Annotated in this window: 20 protein-coding genes; 10 read left to right on the forward strand and 10 right to left on the reverse strand. The window is 65.1% G+C overall.

The features are described from left to right. Positions 1 to 298: 298 nt before the first annotated feature. The 5 genes from AC5RWT_RS06630 to AC5RWT_RS06650 all read right to left on the reverse strand — a co-directional run bounded on the left by AC5RWT_RS06630 (position 299) and on the right by AC5RWT_RS06650 (position 5,004). Positions 299 to 1,069 (reverse strand): ABC transporter ATP-binding protein, encoded by a 771-nt coding sequence (locus AC5RWT_RS06630; RefSeq protein WP_494079641.1) that lies wholly within the window; start codon positions 1,067 to 1,069, stop codon positions 299 to 301. Continuing rightward, positions 1,066 to 2,061: an ABC transporter ATP-binding protein gene (locus AC5RWT_RS06635; protein ID WP_494079706.1), complete on the reverse strand. Its 996-nt coding sequence runs from the start codon at positions 2,059 to 2,061 to the stop codon at positions 1,066 to 1,068. The genes AC5RWT_RS06630 and AC5RWT_RS06635 overlap by 4 nt, the downstream gene beginning before the upstream one ends. 71 nt (positions 2,062 to 2,132) lie before the next feature. Further along, on the reverse strand, positions 2,133 to 3,113 hold the full coding sequence (locus tag AC5RWT_RS06640) for a branched-chain amino acid ABC transporter permease (protein WP_494044596.1): 981 nt from the start codon (positions 3,111 to 3,113) through the stop codon (positions 2,133 to 2,135). Positions 3,114 to 3,124: 11 nt separating this feature from the next. Beyond that, a complete protein-coding gene (locus AC5RWT_RS06645; RefSeq protein WP_494044597.1) occupies positions 3,125 to 4,447 on the reverse strand; it encodes a branched-chain amino acid ABC transporter permease in 1,323 nt (440 codons plus the stop codon). Between the two features lie 260 nt (positions 4,448 to 4,707). Beyond that, positions 4,708 to 5,004, reverse strand: a complete 297-nt coding sequence (locus AC5RWT_RS06650) for a GroES family chaperonin (RefSeq protein WP_494079707.1) — start codon at positions 5,002 to 5,004, stop codon at positions 4,708 to 4,710. Between the two features lie 238 nt (positions 5,005 to 5,242). On the opposite strand from AC5RWT_RS06650, the gene AC5RWT_RS06655 reads away from it, so the two are divergent. The 5 genes from AC5RWT_RS06655 to AC5RWT_RS06675 all read left to right on the forward strand — a co-directional run bounded on the left by AC5RWT_RS06655 (position 5,243) and on the right by AC5RWT_RS06675 (position 10,207). Next, complete coding sequence (locus AC5RWT_RS06655; RefSeq protein ID WP_494044598.1) at positions 5,243 to 6,073, forward strand: Bax inhibitor-1/YccA family protein; 831 nt, start codon at positions 5,243 to 5,245, stop codon at positions 6,071 to 6,073. A gap of 78 nt (positions 6,074 to 6,151) precedes the next feature. Continuing rightward, the gene (locus AC5RWT_RS06660) at positions 6,152 to 7,078 is read left to right on the forward strand and encodes an aldose 1-epimerase family protein (RefSeq protein WP_494079642.1); all 927 of its coding nucleotides are present in this window, start codon (positions 6,152 to 6,154) and stop codon (positions 7,076 to 7,078) included. A gap of 37 nt (positions 7,079 to 7,115) precedes the next feature. Then, positions 7,116 to 8,393 (forward strand): AI-2E family transporter, encoded by a 1,278-nt coding sequence (locus AC5RWT_RS06665; protein ID WP_494079643.1) that lies wholly within the window; start codon positions 7,116 to 7,118, stop codon positions 8,391 to 8,393. Then, positions 8,390 to 9,628, forward strand: a complete 1,239-nt coding sequence (gene ilvA, locus AC5RWT_RS06670; RefSeq protein WP_494079644.1) for a threonine ammonia-lyase — start codon at positions 8,390 to 8,392, stop codon at positions 9,626 to 9,628. The genes AC5RWT_RS06665 and ilvA overlap by 4 nt, the downstream gene beginning before the upstream one ends. 3 nt (positions 9,629 to 9,631) lie before the next feature. After that, complete coding sequence (locus AC5RWT_RS06675; RefSeq protein ID WP_494079645.1) at positions 9,632 to 10,207, forward strand: rhomboid family intramembrane serine protease; 576 nt, start codon at positions 9,632 to 9,634, stop codon at positions 10,205 to 10,207. A gap of 100 nt (positions 10,208 to 10,307) precedes the next feature. Here AC5RWT_RS06675 and greA read toward each other — a convergent pair whose 3' ends face one another. Together greA and AC5RWT_RS06685 are read right to left on the reverse strand one after the other, a co-directional pair. Then, the gene (gene greA, locus AC5RWT_RS06680; protein ID WP_494044603.1) at positions 10,308 to 10,799 is read right to left on the reverse strand and encodes a transcription elongation factor GreA; all 492 of its coding nucleotides are present in this window, start codon (positions 10,797 to 10,799) and stop codon (positions 10,308 to 10,310) included. A gap of 302 nt (positions 10,800 to 11,101) precedes the next feature. Next, complete coding sequence (locus tag AC5RWT_RS06685) at positions 11,102 to 11,548, reverse strand: DUF4307 domain-containing protein (protein WP_494044604.1); 447 nt, start codon at positions 11,546 to 11,548, stop codon at positions 11,102 to 11,104. 50 nt (positions 11,549 to 11,598) lie between these two features. On the opposite strand from AC5RWT_RS06685, the gene mca reads away from it, so the two are divergent. The 3 genes from mca (at position 11,599) to AC5RWT_RS06700 (ending at position 15,108) form a co-directional block, all read left to right on the forward strand. Continuing rightward, positions 11,599 to 12,513, forward strand: coding sequence for a mycothiol conjugate amidase Mca (gene mca, locus AC5RWT_RS06690; RefSeq protein ID WP_494044605.1), 915 nt, complete (start codon positions 11,599 to 11,601; stop codon positions 12,511 to 12,513). A gap of 61 nt (positions 12,514 to 12,574) precedes the next feature. Next, positions 12,575 to 12,934, forward strand: a complete 360-nt coding sequence (locus AC5RWT_RS06695; RefSeq protein WP_494079646.1) for a hypothetical protein — start codon at positions 12,575 to 12,577, stop codon at positions 12,932 to 12,934. A 2-nt stretch (positions 12,935 to 12,936) separates the two neighbouring features. Then, positions 12,937 to 15,108 (forward strand): thioredoxin domain-containing protein, encoded by a 2,172-nt coding sequence (locus tag AC5RWT_RS06700; RefSeq protein ID WP_494079647.1) that lies wholly within the window; start codon positions 12,937 to 12,939, stop codon positions 15,106 to 15,108. 54 nt (positions 15,109 to 15,162) lie between these two features. On the opposite strand, the gene trhA is transcribed toward AC5RWT_RS06700, so the two are convergent. Then, positions 15,163 to 15,855 (reverse strand): PAQR family membrane homeostasis protein TrhA, encoded by a 693-nt coding sequence (trhA, locus tag AC5RWT_RS06705; RefSeq protein ID WP_494044894.1) that lies wholly within the window; start codon positions 15,853 to 15,855, stop codon positions 15,163 to 15,165. A gap of 193 nt (positions 15,856 to 16,048) precedes the next feature. Between trhA and AC5RWT_RS06710 the strand changes: the two genes are divergently transcribed. Continuing rightward, on the forward strand, positions 16,049 to 16,810 hold the full coding sequence (locus AC5RWT_RS06710) for an isoprenyl transferase (protein ID WP_494044608.1): 762 nt from the start codon (positions 16,049 to 16,051) through the stop codon (positions 16,808 to 16,810). 269 nt (positions 16,811 to 17,079) lie between these two features. Further along, positions 17,080 to 18,477 carry an RNA 5'-3' helicase PhoH2 gene (gene phoH2, locus AC5RWT_RS06715; RefSeq protein WP_494044609.1) on the forward strand — a complete coding sequence of 466 codons (1,398 nt, stop codon included), beginning with the start codon at positions 17,080 to 17,082 and terminating at the stop codon, positions 18,475 to 18,477. A 98-nt stretch (positions 18,478 to 18,575) separates the two neighbouring features. Here the strand turns inward: phoH2 and AC5RWT_RS06720 are convergent, their stop codons facing one another. Both AC5RWT_RS06720 and AC5RWT_RS06725 read right to left on the reverse strand, forming a co-directional pair. Beyond that, the gene (locus AC5RWT_RS06720) at positions 18,576 to 19,847 is read right to left on the reverse strand and encodes a sensor histidine kinase (protein WP_494079648.1); all 1,272 of its coding nucleotides are present in this window, start codon (positions 19,845 to 19,847) and stop codon (positions 18,576 to 18,578) included. A gap of 73 nt (positions 19,848 to 19,920) precedes the next feature. Beyond that, the gene (locus AC5RWT_RS06725; RefSeq protein ID WP_494044611.1) at positions 19,921 to 20,577 is read right to left on the reverse strand and encodes a response regulator; all 657 of its coding nucleotides are present in this window, start codon (positions 20,575 to 20,577) and stop codon (positions 19,921 to 19,923) included. Between the last annotated feature and the right edge of the window lie 104 nt (positions 20,578 to 20,681).

Consider the following 20,681-nt stretch of genomic DNA (forward strand, 5'->3'; position numbering starts at 1 on the left):
GCGCTGATCCTCGGACAACGAACTACATGCATGCATAAAACTGCTCCCCAGAAGTCGGAACTGAATTTCTCAGTCCAACTTCCGGGGAGCAGTTCACCACCGGCTGGGGCCCTCTGCCGTGCTGGACGTAGGGGCGCCCTGCCCGGAGCATCCGAGGCTCGCAGAGGCTAACGACGCAGCGCGCTGGCACAGGGGGAGGAACCAACGACGGCGGCGCCCACCCCGCGAAGGAACCAACGACGGCGGCGCCCGCCGGGAAGGGCAGGCGCCGCCGTCGTCGTGGCGGGTTGGCGTTGTTTCAGGCAGTGTCCGCCAGCGTGCCCAGGTAGAGCTGGATGACCTTTGGATCCTTGAGCAGTTCCCGGCCGGTGCCGGTGTAGGCGTCCTTGCCTTGGTCCAGGACGTAGCCACGGTCGCAGATCTGCAGGCAGCGGCGTGCGTTCTGTTCCACCATGATGACCGAGACGCCGGCGCGGTTGATCTCGTGCACCCGCAGGAACGTCTCGTCCTGCTTCACCGGGGAGAGGCCGGCCGAGGGCTCGTCCAGGAGCAGCACCGCCGGGTTCATCATCAGTGCCCGGCCCATGGCCACCATCTGGCGTTCGCCGCCGGAGAGCGAGCCGGCCCGCTGGGCGCGCCGTTTGGCCAGATCGGGGAAGATGCCGGCGACAAAGTCGAAGCGCTCCTTGAAGTCCTTGGGCCGCTGGAACATGCCCATTTCCATGTTCTCTTCGATGGTCAACGTGGAAAAGACGTTGTTGGTCTGCGGAACGAACCCGATGCCGCGGCTGACCAGCTTATTGGCTTTGAGCCCGGTCAGGTCCTGACCGCGCACCACGACCGTGCCGGAATGCACTTTGACCAAGCCGAACATGGCCTTGAGCAGCGTTGACTTTCCGGCGCCGTTCGGCCCGATAATGCCGATCAATTCGCCTTGGCGGGCTTCGATGCTGCAGCCGTTGAGGATGTTGACGCCGGGCAGATAACCGGCCACCAGGTCCTGCACGACGACCACGGCTTCGCCCGCCGCCATGTTGGTTGGGCCTGTATCCGCCCGGTGCGCATTCATGCCTGGTCCTTCCTGTTCGGGTCTTGATCCGCTTCACGAGGCTCATCCCGGCTGGAATCGTGCTCGCTGATGTGGCTGCGGAGGACTCCCTCGTCATCCGTGCCTACGACCGACTCCGCATCCTGGGCGAGTTCCTCCGCCAGCGCTTCGACCCCTTCCGCGTCGCCGAGGTCGACGTCGTGGTGGGCACCGAGATAGGCATCAATCACGGCGGGGTCCTTCATGACGACGCCGGGCGGGCCTTCTGCCACGATTTTGCCTTCGGCCATCACTACTACCCAGTCCGCAATGTGGCGGACCATATGCATGTCGTGTTCGACGAACAACACGGTCATGCCTTCGGCCTTGAGGTTCTTGACGTGCTCCAGCAGAGACTGGGTCAGGGCCGGGTTCACGCCGGCCATCGGCTCGTCGAGCATGACCAGCTTGGGCCGGACCATCAGGGCCCGGGCCATTTCCAGCAGTTTGCGCTGGCCGCCGGAGAGCGAGGCTGCGTAGTCGTCTCGTTTGGTGTCCAGCTTGAATTTCGCCAGCAGATCCTCTGCCTGTTCCGTAATTTCCCGTTCCCTGGGCCCCCAGATTTTCTTGAAGAGGGCTTTGAACAGGTTCTCGCCGGACTGCTCCGTGGCCCCCAAGCGCATGTTTTCGACGACGGTCAGCTTGCCCATGACTTTGGTCAGCTGGAACGTGCGGACCATGCCCATCCGGGCCACTTTGAAGGATGGCACTCCGGCCAGTGAGTGGCCTTCGAAGGACCACTCACCGGTCTGCGGGATGTCGAATCCGGTGAGCAGGTTGAACAGAGTGGTCTTGCCGGCTCCGTTCGGCCCGATCAGCGCCGTGATCTGGTGCCGGGGGATCTCCAGATACTCCACGTCCACGGCGTTGACACCGCCGAATTGGCGCGTGACGTTCTTGGCCACGAGGATGGGATCGCGCTTGCGGCAGCCGGGACCCGGTTCGCCGGCAGCGATGGGCCGCGTGTCGGTCATGTACTCATTCGGCACGGGTGCCTGGTCCGGGGCGGCGGTGCCGCCGCCTGGCGGGATGCGGTCTTGTTCGCTCATGCGAATACCAGCTCTTTCTTGTTGCCCAGCACGCCTTGGGGCCGGAAAATCATCAACAGCATCAGAGCGACGCCGACCAAGATGTACCGCAACTGACCGGCCTGGGTGGTGGTCAGGAAGGTGATGTAGCCCGCCTCGATGGCCCCGTAGAGCAGTCCCTGGGTCAGCGAGAGCACCACCCAGAAGATCATGGCGCCGACGACCGGGCCGAGGACAGTGGCCATGCCGCCCAGCAGCAAGCACGTCCAGAGGAAGAACGTCAGCTCAGTCTGATAGTTGGCCGGTTGGACCGCTCCGCGGGGGAGCGTGAAGATCATGCCTGCAAAGGTGCCCAACAGGCCGCCGAAAATCAGGGACTGCATCTTGTAAGAGTAGACATTCTTGCCCAAAGAACGCACTGCATTCTCGTCTTCGCGGATGCCCTTTAGGATCCGGCCAAAGGGGCTACGCATCAGCAGGAACACCAGCAGGCAGCAGAGGGCAACCAGCGTCCAGGCAACCAAACGGATCCAGAGGTCCCGTTCGTTCATGCTGGTCAGGCCGAAATTGTAGGTGCCCCGCGGGATCGGGTTCATGGCGTAGAACCCGCCTTCAAAAGCGGCCAAGCCGTTGGCAGAACCGGTGATGTCGGTGAGTTCATTGGTGGTGACCACATAACGGATGATCTCCGCGGCGGCAATCGTGACAATGGCGAGATAATCGGCACGCAACCGCAGCGTAGGGATGCCCAAGAGCAGCGCAAAGATCACTGACCCGACCACCGCAATCAAGACGCCGACAACGAACGGGACGTCCCACAACAGGGTGGGGATGGCGAAACCGTAGGCGCCGATAGCCATGAAGCCGGCTTGTCCGAAGTTCAGCAGCCCGGTAAAGCCGAAGTGGACTGCCAGACCAAGGGAAGCCAGGGCATAGGCTGCCGTCGTCGGGCTGACGATCTCGCCGAGTGCGTTGGCCAATATATTGAGGAAATCCATGGTGTTGCCTCCTAACCCACGCGCTCTCGACGGCCAAGGATGCCCTGTGGCCGGAACAGCAGGACGACGATCATGATCAGCAGAGCGCCAACGTACTTTAGGTCGGCTACCAGCCAGAGCGTCGACAGTTCGACGAACAGTCCGACCAGGACCGACCCAACCAAAGCTCCGAACACGGTGCCCAATCCGCCCAGAATGACGCCGGCAAAGACGAGCAGCAGGATTTGCTGGCCCATATTGAAGGTGACACCAGGGCGGTAGTAGGCCCAAAGGATGCCGCCTAGTGCAGCCAGCACGCCGCCCACGGTCCAGACAATCCTGATGACTCGGTCAACATCGATGCCGGAGGCTGCCGCGAGCGCGGGATTGTCAGCAACAGCGCGGGTAGCCTTGCCCAGACGAGTCTTGAGCAGCAGCAGGGCAATCAGGACGATCACCACCAAGCTGACAATTAGCGAGATCAGCGTGTTGCGGCTGATGGAGATGGTGCCGAGCTCCAGGATGGGACTGCTGGCCCCGGGCAGCTGTTGCGTGGCTCCACCGAAATTGAACAGGATCGTATAGCGCGCAGCCAGCGCCAACCCGATGCTGATGATCATCATGGGGATCAGCGCTGTACCGCGGCGCCGCAGCGGCTTCCAGAGCCAGGCGTCCTGGACCCAGCCGAAGGCACCGCCCAGAGCGACCCCCAACACCATCGCCAACCAGATAGGAAGGCCAGCAACAGAGAAACCGAACATCAGGACCGCCCCGACCGTGACCATCTCGCCATGGGCGAAGTTGGTCAGGCCGGTGGTGCCGTAGATCAGCGACAAACCCACCGAAGCCAAAGCCAGCAGCAGACCAAAGCTCAAGCCTGCAATCAGCCGCTCAACGAAAATCTCGCCGAAACTGGCGCTCTGGACCACAATGCCTTCGCCAAGAGGAAAGACGGCGGCGGCATTGGACGTGTTGGTGAAAGTGACTTCCCGCGGATTTGGCGTTCCCGGGGCCAGCTTCACGCCCTCCGGGAAGGTGGAGACGTCCACCTCGACTTGGTAGGTTCCCTGGACCGGAACTCCAATGGACCAGGTTCCGTTTTCTCCGGTGGTCGCCTCGCCGCTGAACCCTTCCCCGGTCGCCGTGATCCGCACTCCCGCGACCGGACCGTCGGCGTTTCGCAAGACACCGCTGATCCTGTTGCGGAAGGGTTCGGCAGGCGCCGACGACGTTGCCCCAGGCGTTGGTTCTGGTGAGGTGGTCGAAGCCAGTGAGGGGGGAGCGGACAAGATGATCCCCGTGATGATCGCCAGTAAGGCGAGTAGCGTCCCCAATGGCCGAATGAGCTTCGGCATCGCTATCAAAATATGAACCTCCACAGTGTGGGGTGGTCCGCCGGATCACCGGCAGGCACTGACAGCGTCTGTGACAAGAATCACTGACGTGTCGTTTATGTTACCTGCGCCATAGGTGGTGGGGAGAGTGGTTCTGTCGCGATCAGGTAACAACTGTGAAGCAGTTGTGAAGCAAAGGTAAAACGTTCGGGCACCACGGAGCAGGCTGGCTACAGGGAGGGGAGCCAGGCCGACGGGTAGGCCACCCGTCGGACCGGTGGCTAGAGGTAGAGGCCAGTACTGCTGTCCGCTTCCTCCGGCTGGGATACGGCGTGGATGTCGCGTTCGCGGAGCAGGATGTAGTCTGCAGAGTTGACCTCCACTTCCGCACGGTCTTCCGGATCGAAGAGCACCCGGTCGCCCACCGCTACCTGGCGAACCTGTGGGCCGGCGGCAACGACCTCGGCCCACGCCAGTCGCTTGCCCATCACTGCGGTGGCCGGGATGACAATTCCGGAGGATGAACGGCGCTCGCTGCTGTCCTGGTCCGGGGCTACCAGAATGCGGTCATGGAGCATCCGCAGGGGCAGCTTGTCCTGCGCGGAGGAGCGGGGCTTGTTGGAAGGACTGGGGGAAGTCACCGCAGCAGTCTACCCGTGGCGAGCCCGCCCGAGGCAGCGGCAGGGCAACAGCGGCAAGGCAGCATCGCCGCGTGCCGAAGAGTTCATCAGCACGTGATGGAATTTTCTGCCGTGGCGTTCGTTGGGATTGGTAGTGTAATCAATAGCTCGCCCCCTGACGATGGAGGACAACAAGATGGCAATCGGTGGAAATCCGGTTTTCAACAACCCGAAGGCATTCCGCGGTTCACCCGCGGGATCTGCTGCGGCCGGTTCGACCGCGCTGGCCGGCCAGACGCAGCTGACCAGCCAGCAGTTGCAGGACCTGTACAACCAGCCGTCCGCTGGCCCGGCCCAGACCGGCCGGATGACGTACGACGACGTCATCATGAAGACGCTGGCTTGCCTGGCTCTGGTGGTCGTCGGCGGTGCCATCGGCTGGATGTACCCGATCCTGATGATCCCGGGCATGATCGCCGGCCTGGTGCTCGGCCTGGTCAATGCCTTTAAGAAGGAACCGTCCAAGGGCCTGATTTTGGCCTATGCCGCCGCCGAGGGCCTGTTCGTCGGTGGGCTGTCCATGTTTATCGACAGCATGTACCCGGGCGTTGCCCCGCAGGCCGTGCTTGGCACCGTGTGCGTCTTCGCCGTCACCTTGGTCCTGTTCAAGAGCGGCAAGGTCCGCGCCACCCCGAAGGCAATGCGCTTCTTCATGATCGCGCTGATCGGATACGCGCTGTTCTCGCTGGTGAACCTGGGCCTGATGTGGTTCGGCGTGTTGGACAACCAGTGGGGCATGCGCGGGGTCGAGTTTATGGGCATCCCACTGGGTGTCATCATCGGCCTGTTCGCCATCGGCCTGGCCGCCTTCTCGCTGATCGTTGACTTCACCTCGATCGAGCAAGGCGTCAAGCAGGGTGTGGAGCGCAAGTACTCCTGGACGGCGGCCTTCGGGCTGACCGTGACCTTGATTTGGCTGTACGTGGAGATCCTGCGCCTGCTGGCCATCCTTCGCGGCGACGAATAGACCCGCCGTTTTCTCCCAACCGACCCCGGCCCAGTGCCGGGGTCGGTTGTTTAAGGGACACCCGGTACGGTGGAACCTATGACGCGCGAGCGCAGCCAAGCAGCGACCGGAGAACAATTTGAACTACGGCGCGCCGGAGCGCGAGCCGTGATTACCGAACTCGCAGGAGGCCTGCGCCTCTTCGAAAAGCAGGGCGTGCAGCTGACCGAGACCTTCGACGACGACCGGATCCCGCCCTCGGCCTGCGGCATCCTGTTGGCGCCGTGGCCCAATCGGGTGGCCCAAGGCCGGTGGACGCTTGACGGCGCGGTCCAGCAATTGGACATCACGGAGCCGGCCCGCGGCCATGCCACCCACGGGCTGCTCCGCAATACCGGCTACCGGCTCGTCGAAAGGACCGAGTCCAGGCTGGTGCTGCGGGCCGAGATCTTCCCGCAGCACGGGTATCCCTTCCGGCTCAGCCATAGTGCCGAGTACTCCTTGGACCCAGCCGGCGATCTGGCCGTGCGGCAGGAGCTGCTGAACCGGTCCAGTGCGGCGGCGCCGGTGGCGCTGGGAGCCCATCCGTTCCTCCGATTGGGTGACGAACCTGCCGACCGGCTGACGCTGACCGTGCCCGCCGCAAGGTTCTTTCCCGCAGATCCGCAGACCATGATTCCGACGGAAGATGTTCCGGTCGACGAGCATACCGATCTCCGCCAAGGAGCCCGGCTCGCGGACCTGGCGATGGACCGCGCCTACACCGGGCTGTCCGCCGGGCCGGACGGTCAGGTGGTGAGCACTCTGACTTCGGATAACGGGTCGACGGTCGGGCTGTGGCAGGCGGAAGCATTCCAGTACGTGCATGTATTTGTCACGTCCAGATATCCGGGCAGGGAGTGCGCAGTGGCGGTGGAACCCATGACGGCGCCGGCGAACAGCCTGAATTCGGGCACCGGGCTGGCATGGCTGCAACCCGGCGGTTCGTTCGGCGGTAGCTGGGGGATTACGGCGCGGCTTCACTGAACACATGTCTGAGTGACAATATGAAACTATTAGGTCTATGAACCGGTCCTTCCCCGAAATCCGTCCCCTGCCGGCGGGACGCTCGGCGGGCACCGACAGCCGGCACCACGTTCGCGAGGACGTGCCCTACGCGCTGCGGATCAGCGCGGCGTGGGCCTGGCGGGTTGGCCTGATCCTGGTGGTCGGCGGACTGTTGGTCTGGCTGCTCAGCTTCGTCTCGCTGCTGGTCATCCCGCTGATGATCGCGGCCCTGATCGCTGCCCTGATTTCACCCGTGGTCCGGTTCCTGCGCAAGGCCAAGGTGCCCAAGAGCCTGGCCGTGGCCATTACCATTCTCGGCTTCCTCGGGCTGATCGGCGGCGCTCTCTCCCTGGTCGGCCGACAGCTCTATATCGGCTTCAGTGAGCTGTGGGACCAGGTGCTTCAAGGAATCGGCCAGGTCCAAGGCTGGCTGACCGATGGGCCACTCCAGCTGACCAACGAACAACTCAACTCCTACCTGAACGAAGGCTTGCAGCAGCTGCAGAGCAACAGCAGCGCGATCTTTTCCAGTGCCCTCAGCGTGGGGTCCACGGCCGGGCACCTGTTCACCGGTCTGCTGCTGACCATCTTCGCGCTGATCTTCTTCCTTTACGACGGCGACCGGATCTGGCGTTTCATGGTCGGCCTGTTGCCGAAGAAGGCCCGGGCGGCGAGCAACGGTGCAGGCCGCAAGGGCTGGACCTCCATGGTGCAGTACATCCGGGTGCAAATGTTCGTTGCCTTCGTCGATGCGGTCGGTATCGGTGTCGGCGCGGCCATCCTCGGTGTACCGCTGGCGCTTCCGCTCGGCGTTCTGGTTTTCCTCGGTTCGTTCATCCCGATCATCGGCGCCCTGGTGACCGGATTCGTCGCCGTTCTCCTGGCCCTGGTGGCCAACGGCTGGGTCAATGCACTGATCATGCTCGCCATTGTGCTGGGCGTGCAGCAGCTTGAGGGGCATGTGCTGCAGCCGCTGATCATGGGTAAAGCAGTGTCGTTGCATCCGCTGGCAGTCGTGCTTGCCGTTGCAGGCGGCTCAATGGTCGCCGGAATCGCCGGCGCACTGTTTGCCGTGCCTCTGCTCGCGATCCTTAATTCCGTTGTCAAGTACATTGCCGCCCGGGGATGGGAAACAGACCCGGCGCTGGGTGCGCCTCCACCAGTGGAAGAGCCCTATATGGCACCTGAACCGGCGTTGGCTTCGTCCGGTCCAGGCAACCCGCCAGAGCCGTCAGAACAGGAACCCGTCCGCCGACGCCGCGTCCAGCTGCGCAGAAAAGAGTCCGACAAGTGACAGCCACCACCCAACTACCCGTCACACTTGATGACGTCCAGGCAGCTCGGAAAATCCTTGACGGGGTCATCGCGAAGACGCCGATCGAACAATCCCGCGCACTGGGCCGGATGGTCGGGTCCGATGTCTTCTTCAAGTGTGAGAACCTGCAGCGCGCCGGTTCCTTCAAAGTCCGCGGCGCCTATGTGCGCATGGCGGGGCTGAGCGACGAGGAGAAGGCACGCGGCGTCGTGGCCGCCTCCGCGGGAAACCACGCCCAGGGCGTGGCGGTGGCTGCGGCCCGGCTGGGCATCAAGGCGCGCATCTTCATGCCGCAGGGTGTTGCCCTGCCCAAGCTGGCGGCCACCCGAGGGCATGGCGCCGAAGTGGTCCTGCATGGCCACAACGTGGACGAAGCACTCGCCGAAGCCGAACGCTACGCGGAGGAGACCGGCGCGGTGTTCGTCCACCCGTTCGACAGCCCGGACATTATCGCTGGCCAGGGCACGCTCGGCCTGGAGATTCTGGAACAGGTCCCCAACGTCGACACCATCGTCATGGGAGTCGGCGGCGGCGGACTGCTGGCCGGAGTTGCTACCGCCGTCAAGGCAAGGGCCAAGGAGTTGGGCCGCGAGATCAAAGTCATTGGTGTGCAGGCGGAAAATGCGGCCGCCTACCCGCCGTCGCTGGCCGCGGACGCGCTGGTGCCGCTGCAGAAGGTGTCCACCATGGCCGACGGTATCGCCGTGGGCCGTCCGGGGCAGCTGCCGTTTTCGATCATCAGGGAACTGGTCGACGACGTGGTCACCGTCAGCGAAGACGCTCTGGCACGCGCACTGATCTTCTTGATCGAGCGGTCCAAGCTGGTGGTCGAACCCGCCGGCGCCGTCGGCGTGGCCGCGCTGATGGAAGGCGTCATCCCGAATCCGGGAACCACGGCGGTCATCCTCTCCGGCGGAAATATCGATCCCATGCTGATGCTGAAGGTCATCCAGCGAGGCCTCTATGCCTCAGGCCGTTTCATGTCCGTCCGGATCATGCTCGACGACCGTCCCGGCTCGCTGGCACAGATTTCGCGGATCATCGCCGAATCGGACGCTAACGTCACCCGGGTGGACCATACAAGGATCGGCGGCTCCATCAGCATGGGCGACGTTGCCATCACCATCGACATCGAGACCAAGGGCCACGAGCACTGCGAACTGGTGCTCGGCAGCCTCCGCGCCCAGGGCTTCCAGCCCGTCGTCGTCCACTGACCCGTGGCCCGCAGCCGTGCACTGCGCCCCGCCCAGGCCTTGGCAGGAGCCGGGGCGTTCGCGCTGCTGCTCTGGGTGGCCTTCCTGATCAACCTCGTGGCCGGCGGCTACTTCAGCCTGCTGCTGGGGATTGCCCCGCGGCGGCTGGACGGGCTCGACGGTGTGCTGTTCGGCCCGCTGCTGCATGCCGATACCAGCCACCTGCTGAGCAACACGCTCCCGCTGCTGGTGCTCGGGTTCCTGACACTGCTGGAAGGGATCCGACGGTTCCTGGTGGTGCTCGCCTGTAGCTGGCTGGCCTCCGGGCTAGGGGTCTGGCTGACGGGCGCAGGGCTGACGATCGGCGCTTCGGGTCTGGTCTTCGGGCTGTTGGCCTACCTGTTGGTGCGCGGCTTCTACAACCGCAGCTGGCGGCAGATCCTGTTGGCCGTGGTCATCTTCATTTTCTACGGCTCGGTGCTGTGGGGCGTCCTGCCGACGGCGATGCCCGGCATTTCTTGGCAGGCGCACCTTTTCGGTGCAGCCGGTGGAGTGGTCGCCGCCGTGCTGCTGCGCCGCCGCAAACCCCATCTCGGCTGAGCGTTCCGTCTCCCACCGCAGGCTGCCGGCCATCGACCGTGCAGACGCAAAAGGCGAGCTCCCGCAGGAACCCGCCTTCGACGTCTGTCAGAGCGCTTGATCAGCCGGTGTAAGGGGTGGCCGAGATAATGTCCACCGAGATCTCTTTGCCGTTCGGGGCGGTGTAGGTGACGGACTCGCCGGCCCGCTTGCCGTGGATGGCCGCGCCGAGCGGGGACTTTTCGCTGTACACGTCCAGATCTGTTTCACCGGCAACCTCGCGGCTGCCGAGCAGGAAGCGCTCGGTGTCGCCGGCGACTTTTGCCTCGATGACCATACCCGGCTCCACGACTCCGTCATCGGCCGGTGCCTCGCCCACGTGGGCGTTCCGCAGCAGGTCGGTGAGCTGGCGGATCCGGGCCTCGGCCTTCCCCTGTTCTTCCTTGGCAGCGTGGTAGCCGCCGTTCTCCTTGAGATCCCCCTCGGAGCGGGCCTGTTCGATGCGGTCGACGATCTCTGCCCGGCCGGGTCCCGAAAGGTGATCCAGTTCAGCCTTCAGGCGGTCGTAGGCTTCCTGAGTGAGCCAGGCGACAGGTGCGCTGGAAGTGGACACGTAGTTCTCCTTAGTTGCTGCCGGAGCCGCTGGACGCGGACCCGGCACGGTGGCACTTTGCACAAAAGGCCGCCATGCCGGCGGCCACTTGATGCAAAGACCCCGCCATGTTGGTGAATCATTTCGTTCTGGGATGTTCCCAGTTCACCAAGTAGGCGGGGCGGAATGTATTTGCTCAATTGTAGTCAGCCGCCGCCGGTTTTCCCAATAACAAGGTGGTTAAGGGGGTTTTCCCTCGTTCCATGGGACGTCGCAGGTCCGGGCAGATGGACTGGATGGGCGCGGTTGGGCGGATCGCTGCGTCAGCTGTTGGAGCCGGCGGCCCAGCAGCTGTCCACGCCGCCGGAGACGGCCAGGGATTCAGTTCTCAGCTGGACGCGGTGCGCCGTGGTTCCGGCAGTGGATGGATCGGCGGGACCGATCGTGGCCACCTTCCAGCCAACGACCGCGTAGTTGTCGCTCAGGGCCTTGACCGCGCACTGGACGGTGGCCTCCGGATCCTTGGTGACCTGGAAATCCACGGTCATGTGTCCGGCGTCGGCCACGGCAAAGCCAACGTCCTTGCTGTCAATCTGTGGCCCGTTTTGGCCCAGGGCGAAAAAGCCCGCGCCGACAACGGCGACTCCGAGGGCGCCGCCAGCCAGCGCAAGTTTGGCGCGGCGGGACAGCGATCGCCGCGGTGTGCCGTAACGGTTGGAAACAGTTAAGCTGGAGGAAGTCTGAGGAGTACGGGGGCCTGCGGTGCTCACGCCCTCAAGTTTATCCTCCCGCCCACGCCAGATTTCCCAGGAGTAGCCACGTGAGCTTCGATGCAGCCCAGCCAGCGCAGAGCGACGGCCTGCGCCTGCTGGCGGTACATGCCCATCCCGATGACGAATCCAGCAAGGGCGCGGCGTCCATGGCGCGTTATGCCGCCGAGGGCGTCCAGGTGATGGTAGCTACCTGCACGGGCGGCGAACGAGGAGACATTCTTAATGCCGAGGCTGCCACGGATCCCCAGGCGCACCGGGACCTTGCCGGGATCCGGCGGCGGGAGATGGCGCAGGCCGCGGCCGAGCTGGGTATCCAACAGCGCTGGTTGGGGTTCGCAGATTCCGGCCTGCCGGAGGGAGACCCGCTGCCACCGCTGCCGTTCGGTAGCTTCGCCACGCTGCCGCTGGAGCGGGCCGCAGCCCCGCTGGTCAAACTCGTGCGTGAGTTCCGGCCTCATGTGGTGATCAGTTACGACGAGAACGGCGGCTACCCGCACCCGGACCACATCATGGCGCACAAGGTGGCGGTGGAGGCGTACCATGCGGCCGGTGACCCCGATCGCTACCCGGAGGCGGGCAGCGCGTGGGAGCCGCTGAAGCTCTACTATGACCGGGCTTTCAACCCGGAGCGGTTCCGTGCACTCCACTATGCCTTGGAGGAAGCAGGGCTGCAGTCGCCCTACGCCGCGCGGCTCGCCGCCTGGCTGGAGGCCGACGCCGAAGGCCACCAGCCGCCGATGCCCAACCACCGCACCACCACACAGATCGACTGCGGCGACTTTTTCCGCCACCGCGACCGTGCGCTGCTCTCGCACCGGACCCAGGTGGAGCCCGCCGGATTCTTCTTCGCCGTCTCCGAGGAGATGCAGCGGACGGTCTGGCCGTGGGAGGACTTCTCCCTGATCCACGCACGGGTCGAGACCAGTGTGCCCGAAACGGATTTCTTCGCGGGCATAAGATAGAGCCTGCAGCCAACCAGCGCCGGAGCCTTGTGTCCCGGACGCACCCAGAAAGAGACTGAATTTGCCCCTGATCCAGATCCTTGCCGCCGTCGCCGCCGGTGCCGGCGAGCCCACTCTCCGGCCCGGACTCAACGCGGACCAGGTTTCGCCCGGGCCGTGGGGCTTCTTCTTCACCTTTGCTCTGGCGGCCGTGGTGGTCGTTCTGGTCTGGGACATGACCCGGCGCATCCGGCGGGTCCGCTACCGCTCGCAGCTGGAAGAGAACGTTAACGCCGGCGCACAGCAAACCGGTCCCGGATCATCCGGTCAGGCAGGCCCTGCGGGCGGCGGAGCGGATCATCATGTAGAGGGCGAGGCGCCGGCGACCGGCGGAATGAACGAACCCGGTGGCGGCTCGGGCCGCCCAGACCGCGGCGACTGACCATGGCCGGCCGACTGCACTCCGAGGCCTCGGCCTACCTGCGCCAGCACGCCGGAAACCCCGTGGATTGGTGGCCGTTCAGCGACCAGGCCTTCGAACAGGCACGTCTGCGCGACGTGCCTGTTTTTGTTTCGGTGGGCTATGCGGCGTGCCATTGGTGTCACGTGATGGCAGTGGAATCCTTCGAGGACGAGGCCACGGCGGAGTACTTGAACGAACACTTCATCCCGATCAAGGTGGACCGGGAAGAACGTCCGGATGTGGACAGCATCTACATGTCCGCCACTCAGCTCATGACCGGACAGGGCGGCTGGCCGATGAGTGTGTTCGCGCTGCCCGACGGCAGGGCCTTTTACACCGGCACGTACTACCCGCCGCGGCCGCTGCCGGGCCAGCCCTCGTTCCGTCAGGTGCTGCAAGCGGTGCACGAGGCCTGGGAGCAGCGCCGCGGGGCCGTCGAGACCACTGCGGCGTCGGTAGCGCAGGCGCTGGCACAAACCGGGGAAGCTAACCGCGGGCTTCTCGGCGACCTCTCCCTAGGGCCGCTCGGGGATCTACCGCTGCCGGCGGGCGGCCCTGCCGCCGAGCGGGGGCCGGTACAGATACCGTCCGGCGAAGCCGGGGGAACTGACCACCAAGCCGTCCTCGAAGAAGCCGTCGAGGTGTTGTCGGGCCAAGAAGACACAGTCTTCGGCGGTTTTGGCGGCGCGCCCAAATTCCCGCCGTCGGCCGTGCTGCACTTCCTGCTCCGGCATACCGGCGCGTCCCGGTCCGAATCAGCGCAGCTTGCCGCCGGACTGTCCGCCCGCACGCTGCTGGCCATGGCCGGGTCCGCGTTGTACGACCAGCTTGAGGGCGGCTTTGCCCGTTATACGGTGGACCGCCGGTGGTCGGTGCCACACTTCGAGAAAATGCTCTACGACAACGTCCAGTTGCTGCGCGTTTACGCGCAATGGGCCGTGCAGTCGCCGGCGGAGGCGGAGCGGGATCTCGGACGCTCGGTCGCGGCAGGGACCGCAGGGTGGTTGGTGGACCGGCTGCAGCTGTCCCACGGCGGCATCGCCTCTTCGCTGGACGCCGACACCGTCGTCGATGGCGTCCACCACGAAGGTGCCACCTACTTGTGGTCTCCCGCGGAGCTGTGCGAGGTGCTCGGAACCGACGACGGCGGCTGGGTGGCGTCCGTGATGAGCGTGGGAGAGCGGGGCAACGTCACCGCCACCCGGTCGACGCTGCATCCCGGGCGGCAGTTGGAACCCGACGAACGGCAACGCTGGGAGGCGCTGCGTCCGGCACTGCTGGCGGCCCGGCAGCGGCGGGCGCAGCCGGCACGGGACGAAAAGGTCGTGGCCGGGTGGAACGGGCTGGCAGTGGCCGGGCTGGCCGAAACGGGAGAGCTGCTGGGCCGGCCCGACCTCATCGCGGCGGCCGGAGCTGCTGCCGAGTACCTGCTGTCCGTGCATCTCGATGACAGCGGCCGGCTGGCCCGGGTTTCGCACGACGGTGCAGCGCAGCACTTCGAAGGGTTGCTGGAGGACTACGCCGGCTGTGCGGAGGGATTGTTCTCGCTGTACGCAGCCTCTGGCGAAGGCCGCTGGTACCGTGCCGCGGAAGGGCTGGTCCTGCGGGCGGAGGCGGTGTTCCTGCGGGATGGAACGCTCAGCGACCAGGCGGTCCCGGCCGCACAGGTGGCTGCTGCCGCCGGAGCTGTTCCTCCGGCCGACCCGCTGGAGAGCGCCACGCCCAGCGGCACCAGCTTGTTCGCCGGGGTGCTGGCCACCTATGCCGCCTACAGCGGTTCCGTGCGGCACCGCGAACTGGCGGGCCGGTTGCTCGGGTATCTGGGCCGGATCGCCGCCCGGGCGCCACGGGCCGCCGGGTGGGGCCTGGCCGCTGCGCAGGCACTTGCGGCGGGACCGGTGGAACTCGCGGTCACCGGACAACCTGCAGCAGCCGCGGCGCTGGTTGCCGCGGCGCGCGCCAGCGGCAGCCCGGGCATCGTCGTCGCCCGTCACGCAGCGGACCAAGAGCAGGATGAGGCGGCCCCGCTGCTGGCGGACAAGCCGGTCCCGGCGGACGGGGCGCTGGCCTTTGTCTGCCGCGGGATGGTGTGCCGCCGCCCGGTGGCAACGGCCGCTGCCCTGCTGACAGAGCTCGGCGCGGCAGGAAACTAAAGCGGGGAACGCCCGCGAAAGCCCGGCGCGGGGCGTCGGTCGACGGCGGGGGTGTCAGGCGGCGGAGCCAAGCACCGCGATCATGATGGCGATGTAGTGGCACACGAACGCCACCACGGTGAAGGCATGGAAGAGTTCGTGGAAACCGAACCATGTGGCCGAGAAGTTGGGCCGCTTGATCGCGTAAACGACTGCGCCGGCAATGTAAAAAGCGCCGCCCGCGCAGATCAGTACCGCAGCAGGGACACTGGCAGCGAAGAAGTCTGGCAAGTAGAACAACGCGGCGAGTCCCAGAGCGCAGTAGATCGGGACATAGAGCCACCGCGGGGCGTGCGGCCAGAGCACTCGGAAACCGACGCCGGCGATGGCGCCGGCCCAGATCAGCCAGAGCAGCAGCGTGGCCTTCGACGGTTCCAGCAGTGCCCAGGCCAGCGGCGTGTAGGTGCCGGCGATGACCAGCATGATGTTGGTATGGTCCAGGCGCCTGAGCAGCAACTTGACCTGCGGACTCCAGTTGCCGCGGTGGTAGACGGCGCTGACGCCGAAGAGCAACAGCCCGGTCACTGCGTAGACCGCGCAAGCCCATTTTCCGGCGGCGGTGGGCGCGAGCGCTACGAGGACGATCCCGGCAGCCAAGGCCAGGGGGGTGGCGCCGGCATGCAGCCAGCCGCGGAACTTCGGTTTGATATTGAGTGCGTTGGCAACCTGCTCCACGGCCCGTTCGACCGGTCCGTCCGTCGCCTCCATCCGCAGGGCCGAGCCGCTGTTATCGCGCCGATTACCTGACGGCCCGGGCGCAGCACGGTGTTCACTCATGCGCATAATTCTAGCGGCAGCACACCGTTTGTTACTCGTTGGTAATAAGAGGTGTGTACGGGACCGGCCGATCGGGAGGATAGAATTCGAAGTCGTGAATGGGCGATCAGGAAGGCAAGGTGCTGTGTCTCTTCCCGGCGTCCTCTACCGCCTTTATGAGCGTCGCCTGCAACGTTCACTGGTCCCCGGCCGCATCCCGGGCCACATTGGCGTGGTGGTGGATGGCAACCGGCGTTGGGCCAGACTGGCCGGGGCACCAACGAGGGAAGGGCATCAGGCCGGGGCGGACAAGATCCTGGAATTCCTCGGCTGGTGCGGAGACCTGGGCATCAAAGTGGTGACGCTCTACATGCTGTCCACGGACAATATGGGCCGCTCGGAAGACGAATTGCGCGAGTTGCTGGGCGTGATCGGCAACACCTTGGATCGGTTGGGCGAGGGGAAGAACGTTCGCGTCCATCCCGTCGGTGCGCTGGAGACGCTTCCGGCCGACCTCGCCGCCAAACTCCGCAGTTTGGAGAAACAGACAGCTGCTGTGGAGGGCGTCCATGTCAATGTGGCGGTGGGCTATGGCGGCCGCCGTGAAATTGTTGACGCGGTCAAAGGCCTGTTGCGCCACGCTGAATCCGATGGCAAGAGCCTGGCGGAGGTCGCCGGGACACTGACCGTTGACGATATTTCCCAGTACCTCTATACCAGCGGCCAACCAGACCCGGACTTGGTCATCAGGACCTCCGGCGAACAGCGGCTCTCCGGCTTCCTGATGTGGCAGAGCGCCTATAGCGAGTATTACTTTTGCGAGGCGCTGTGGCCGGACTTCCGGCGCCTCGACTTTCTGCGGGCGTTGCGCGACTACGCCAGCCGGCAGCGCCGCTTCGGCGCCTAAGGCGGACCAGACGGGGCAGGTGGCGCATCGGCGTCGTGCGGTTCATCCAAAATTCGCTGAAACGCCTTTGCCCAGGCTCTTGTGCCGGCGAATTACATGAGCGTAATTTGGAACCATCAGTCAGCAATCCGCAGGTTGATCGGGAGGCCACCAGTTTGATGCGCACAGCGAAAGCTGCATCGGGGGAGGCCGGTTCCGGCCTGGTGGCCTTACCGTCCGCGCCCCGCTTCAGAAAAGTCGGAGCCGCCGTGCTCCGGACGGGAGCCAGCATGACCGCCACCAAGAACCAGCGCCTCGCCGCCACGACCGGACCCGGAGAGCAGCCCGCAGCTGCCACCGCGTCCGGTCGAGCTGTTTCCGCCGGGGAACCGGAAACAGCACGTGCATCGTATGTCCTGGACACCTCCGTCCTGCTCTCCGATCCTCGGGCCCTGCTGCGGTTCGCCGAGCACGAAGTGATCCTGCCGGTGGTGGTGATCACCGAGCTGGAAGGCAAGCGGCACGATCCGGAGCTAGGCTACTTTGCCCGCAAGGCACTGCGGCTGCTGGACGACCTGCGGGTTGAGCACGGCGGCCTAAACCACGCCATCCCGCTTGGCTCGGAGGGCGGCACGCTGCGAGTGGAACTGAACCACATCTCGCCCGACGTGTTGCCGGCCGGATTCCGCGGCGGGGACAATGACAGCCGGATCCTGGCGGTGGCCAAAAACCTGGCCGACGAGGGCCGCAACGTCACGGTGGTGTCCAAGGACCTGCCGATGCGGGTGAAGGCGTCCGCCATGGGGCTCCAAGCCGATGAGTATCGCAATGAACTGGTCAAGGATTCGGGCTGGACCGGCGTGGCCGAATTGGATGTGGCCGACGACGACGTCAACACGCTGTACGGGCATGAGCCGGTTTTCATTCCGGCGGCGGCGGAGATGCCCGCCAACACCGGTCTGGTGCTCCTCTCCAGCCGCGGATCGGCGCTCGGCCGCGTTGGCGCGGACAAGCAGGTACGGCTGGTCAAGGGCGACCGTGACGTGTTCGGCCTGCACGGGCGTTCCGCAGAGCAGCGGCTGGCGATCGACCTGCTGATGGACCCGGAGGTCGGGATCGTTTCACTCGGCGGCCGGGCCGGAACCGGAAAATCCGCCCTGGCGCTCTGCGCCGGACTGGAAGCGGTGCTGGAGCGGCGCGAGCACCGGAAGGTCGTGGTGTTCCGGCCGCTGTACGCAGTCGGCGGCCAGGAGTTGGGGTACCTGCCGGGTTCCGAATCGGACAAGATGAACCCGTGGGCACAGGCGGTGTTCGACACCCTCGGCGCGCTGGTCTCCACGGAGGTGGTCGAGGAAGTCATGGACCGCGGCATGCTGGAGGTGCTGCCGCTGACGCACATCCGGGGCCGCTCGCTGCATGACTCCTTCGTGATCGTGGACGAAGCACAGTCCCTGGAGAAGAACGTCCTGCTCACGGTGATGAGCCGGATTGGCCAGAACTCCAAGATCGTCCTGACCCACGATGTGGCGCAGCGGGACAACCTGCGGGTGGGCCGGCACGACGGCATCGCGGCCGTTGTGGAAACGCTCAAGGGACATCCGCTCTTTGGCCACGTGACGCTGACGCGGTCCGAGCGCTCGCCCATCGCAGCACTGGTGACCGAGTTGTTGGAGGGCGCGGAGATCTAAGCATCCGTTGTGTCCATCCCGAGGAAGCGGGCTGCCAGACGGTGGCCCGCTTCCGTGAGTACCCGGTACGGGGTCAGCGAGGACCGGCCCTGACGAGGCTATTCAGCGCCGGCGGATGGAAGGGTCACAGCGACTCGTGTTCCGGCACCGGGGGCGGATTCGATCAGCAAGGTGCCACCGGCATTGTGCACCGTATCGCGCAGGATGCGGAGGCCGAGGTGGCCGTCCTGCTGCGCATCGGCCGGACTGAAACCGTCTCCGTCGTCGACAATTTCCAGTAGCACCGAGTCGCCCCAGTCCGTCAGCGATACCCGGACCAAGTTGGCGTGAGCATGCTTGGCGGCGTTGGTGACTGCCTCCCGGGCAACGCGGTAGAGCAGGGCAGGTTGAGCGATGGCCGCCGGGGCGGAGGCATCTATCTCCAACTGCCAGTCCGATCCGCGCTTCCGAACCAGGTCGCCCAATCCATCGAGGGCCACCGGCAGGCCCACAGCCGAGAGGTCGGGCGGGTACAGTGCGACGGTGATCCGGCGCAAACTGCGGATGCTGCCCTGAACAATGTTCTTCGCCAGTGTCTGGAAGTCGTGGTCTGGCTTTGCCTGCTGTTGTTCGCGCGATTCCAAGCTGTAGGCCAGCGCGGCCAGATCCTGGATGACATCGTCATGCAGGGCGCGGGCCAACCTCTGGCGTTCATGATCCGAGGCGGCGATCGATTGCTGGAGCAAGCGCCGGCGGTCTTCACCGTCTTTTTGCAGTCGGCGCGCCATGCGGATAGCCGGAGCCAGCTGGAGCAGTTGCAGCAGCGCCAGCGCTACCAGGACGACGGGTAGGATGCCGAGCATCTCGTCCTCCATGCGGTTAATCTCATCCGGCGGGTAGTACAACTCGAAGATGTACTCGCTGCCGTTGCCCCCCGTCGCCTTGACGTAGACTTCGACGAATTCGCCGTGGTCCAACTCAAAGACGTTGTCCGCCCGGCCCGGGGTACCCAACATTGAGACTGGAGCGCCGCTCTGCAGCTGGGCCACCAGGCGGTCCGGAAAGTCGAACTGCTGTCCCACCAGCGAATCAAGATCCGAATAGAGAATAGTCCCGTTGGCATCCCAGATCTTCACCCGGACGACGTGGCCGTCGCGGACCAGCGGGTCAACTTCGTTGTCCAGCTCGCTCACGGCAGCGGCATCGCCGGCCAGTATCGCATCCGTAATTTTCGGCGCAAACTCATGCTCAACTATCAGCTTGGTTCGCTCGGCAACGTTTGTCAGCGCTTGGTCGACCGCCAAGGAACGGGCAACCACGACCACGGGAACTGCGACAATGATCAATGCGGCCAGCCCGGAGAGCGCGAAGCGCCGCAAGGCCGCCTGCATTTCCGAGCCTTTCCCTCCGTTCCCTTCCGTCCGGGAGTCAGGGAGGACCCTGCGCCGGATCCGGCTAGTCAGGTCAACGCTCATGGCCGGCACCCAGCAGTTCCAGCCGCTGCGCCGTGGCGACGGCTTCAAGCTGCGAATGGGCGCCGAGCTTGGCCAGGATCGACTTTACATAGCCTCGGCAGGTGTGCTGGGAGATGCCCAGCGTCCGCGAATTCGTGCGAACGTCGTAGCCGGCGGCCATGAGAGCCAGCACCTGGCGCTCACGTTCGGTTAATGCCGGGGCGCCCGGTGTTTTGGCAGCCCTTGTGTGGCGGTTCTGGCTGAGGATCGCGGGGTAGACCACCATGCTGCCGCTCGTGGCATGCCTGATGGTCTCCAACAGGGTGGATAGCGATCCGTCTTTGGGCAGAAATCCGCACAAGCCCGATCCAGCGGCGCGGGCGAGCACATCGGGCGACGGGTTGCCGGTCAGCAGGATGATGCGCGTATCCGGGGCAGCCGTCAGGATCCGTTCGGCGGCGTCCAGCCCGTCGCCGTCGGGCAGGTGGTAGTCCATGATCACGACATCAGGCCTGGACCGCCGGCACAAGGCAACGGCTTCGTCGACGCCGGCGGCGTGGCCGACATTGATCAGGTCCGGTTCCCTGCCCAGTGCATCAGACAACAGCTCCGCGAACGTGGTGTGGTCATCCACCACGGCAACGCGGAGTTTACGCTCAATCCCCAAAGAGCTCATTTTTCCCCAACTCAAGACACTAAGGACTTGACCCCACTATGAGTATGCATGGCCTGTGAAAGGTTGTACATACTTTCACAGGCCATGCCTCGTGA

It is taken from the genome of Arthrobacter sp. Dra40, from assembly GCF_059091905.1.

What these genes read in the sequence shown, in the direction of transcription:
- AC5RWT_RS06660 (WP_494079642.1), top strand. Translation starts at nt 6,152, where the DNA reads ATGACGCGCGAGCGCAGCCAAGCAGCGACCGGAGAACAATTTGAACTA.
- AC5RWT_RS06650 (WP_494079707.1), bottom strand. Translation starts at nt 5,004, where the DNA reads ATGCTCCATGACCGCATTCTGGTAGCCCCGGACCAGGACAGCAGCGAG.
- trhA (WP_494044894.1), bottom strand. Translation starts at nt 15,855, where the DNA reads ATGGAGGCGACGGACGGACCGGTCGAACGGGCCGTGGAGCAGGTTGCC.
- AC5RWT_RS06645 (WP_494044597.1), bottom strand. Translation starts at nt 4,447, where the DNA reads ATGCCGAAGCTCATTCGGCCATTGGGGACGCTACTCGCCTTACTGGCG.
- phoH2 (WP_494044609.1), top strand. Translation starts at nt 17,080, where the DNA reads ATGACCGCCACCAAGAACCAGCGCCTCGCCGCCACGACCGGACCCGGA.
- AC5RWT_RS06640 (WP_494044596.1), bottom strand. Translation starts at nt 3,113, where the DNA reads ATGGATTTCCTCAATATATTGGCCAACGCACTCGGCGAGATCGTCAGC.
- AC5RWT_RS06665 (WP_494079643.1), top strand. Translation starts at nt 7,116, where the DNA reads ATGAACCGGTCCTTCCCCGAAATCCGTCCCCTGCCGGCGGGACGCTCG.
- AC5RWT_RS06635 (WP_494079706.1), bottom strand. Translation starts at nt 2,061, where the DNA reads ATGACCGACACGCGGCCCATCGCTGCCGGCGAACCGGGTCCCGGCTGC.
- AC5RWT_RS06655 (WP_494044598.1), top strand. Translation starts at nt 5,243, where the DNA reads ATGGCAATCGGTGGAAATCCGGTTTTCAACAACCCGAAGGCATTCCGC.
- AC5RWT_RS06630 (WP_494079641.1), bottom strand. Translation starts at nt 1,069, where the DNA reads ATGAATGCGCACCGGGCGGATACAGGCCCAACCAACATGGCGGCGGGC.
- AC5RWT_RS06720 (WP_494079648.1), bottom strand. Translation starts at nt 19,847, where the DNA reads ATGCAGGCGGCCTTGCGGCGCTTCGCGCTCTCCGGGCTGGCCGCATTG.
- AC5RWT_RS06700 (WP_494079647.1), top strand. Translation starts at nt 12,937, where the DNA reads ATGGCCGGCCGACTGCACTCCGAGGCCTCGGCCTACCTGCGCCAGCAC.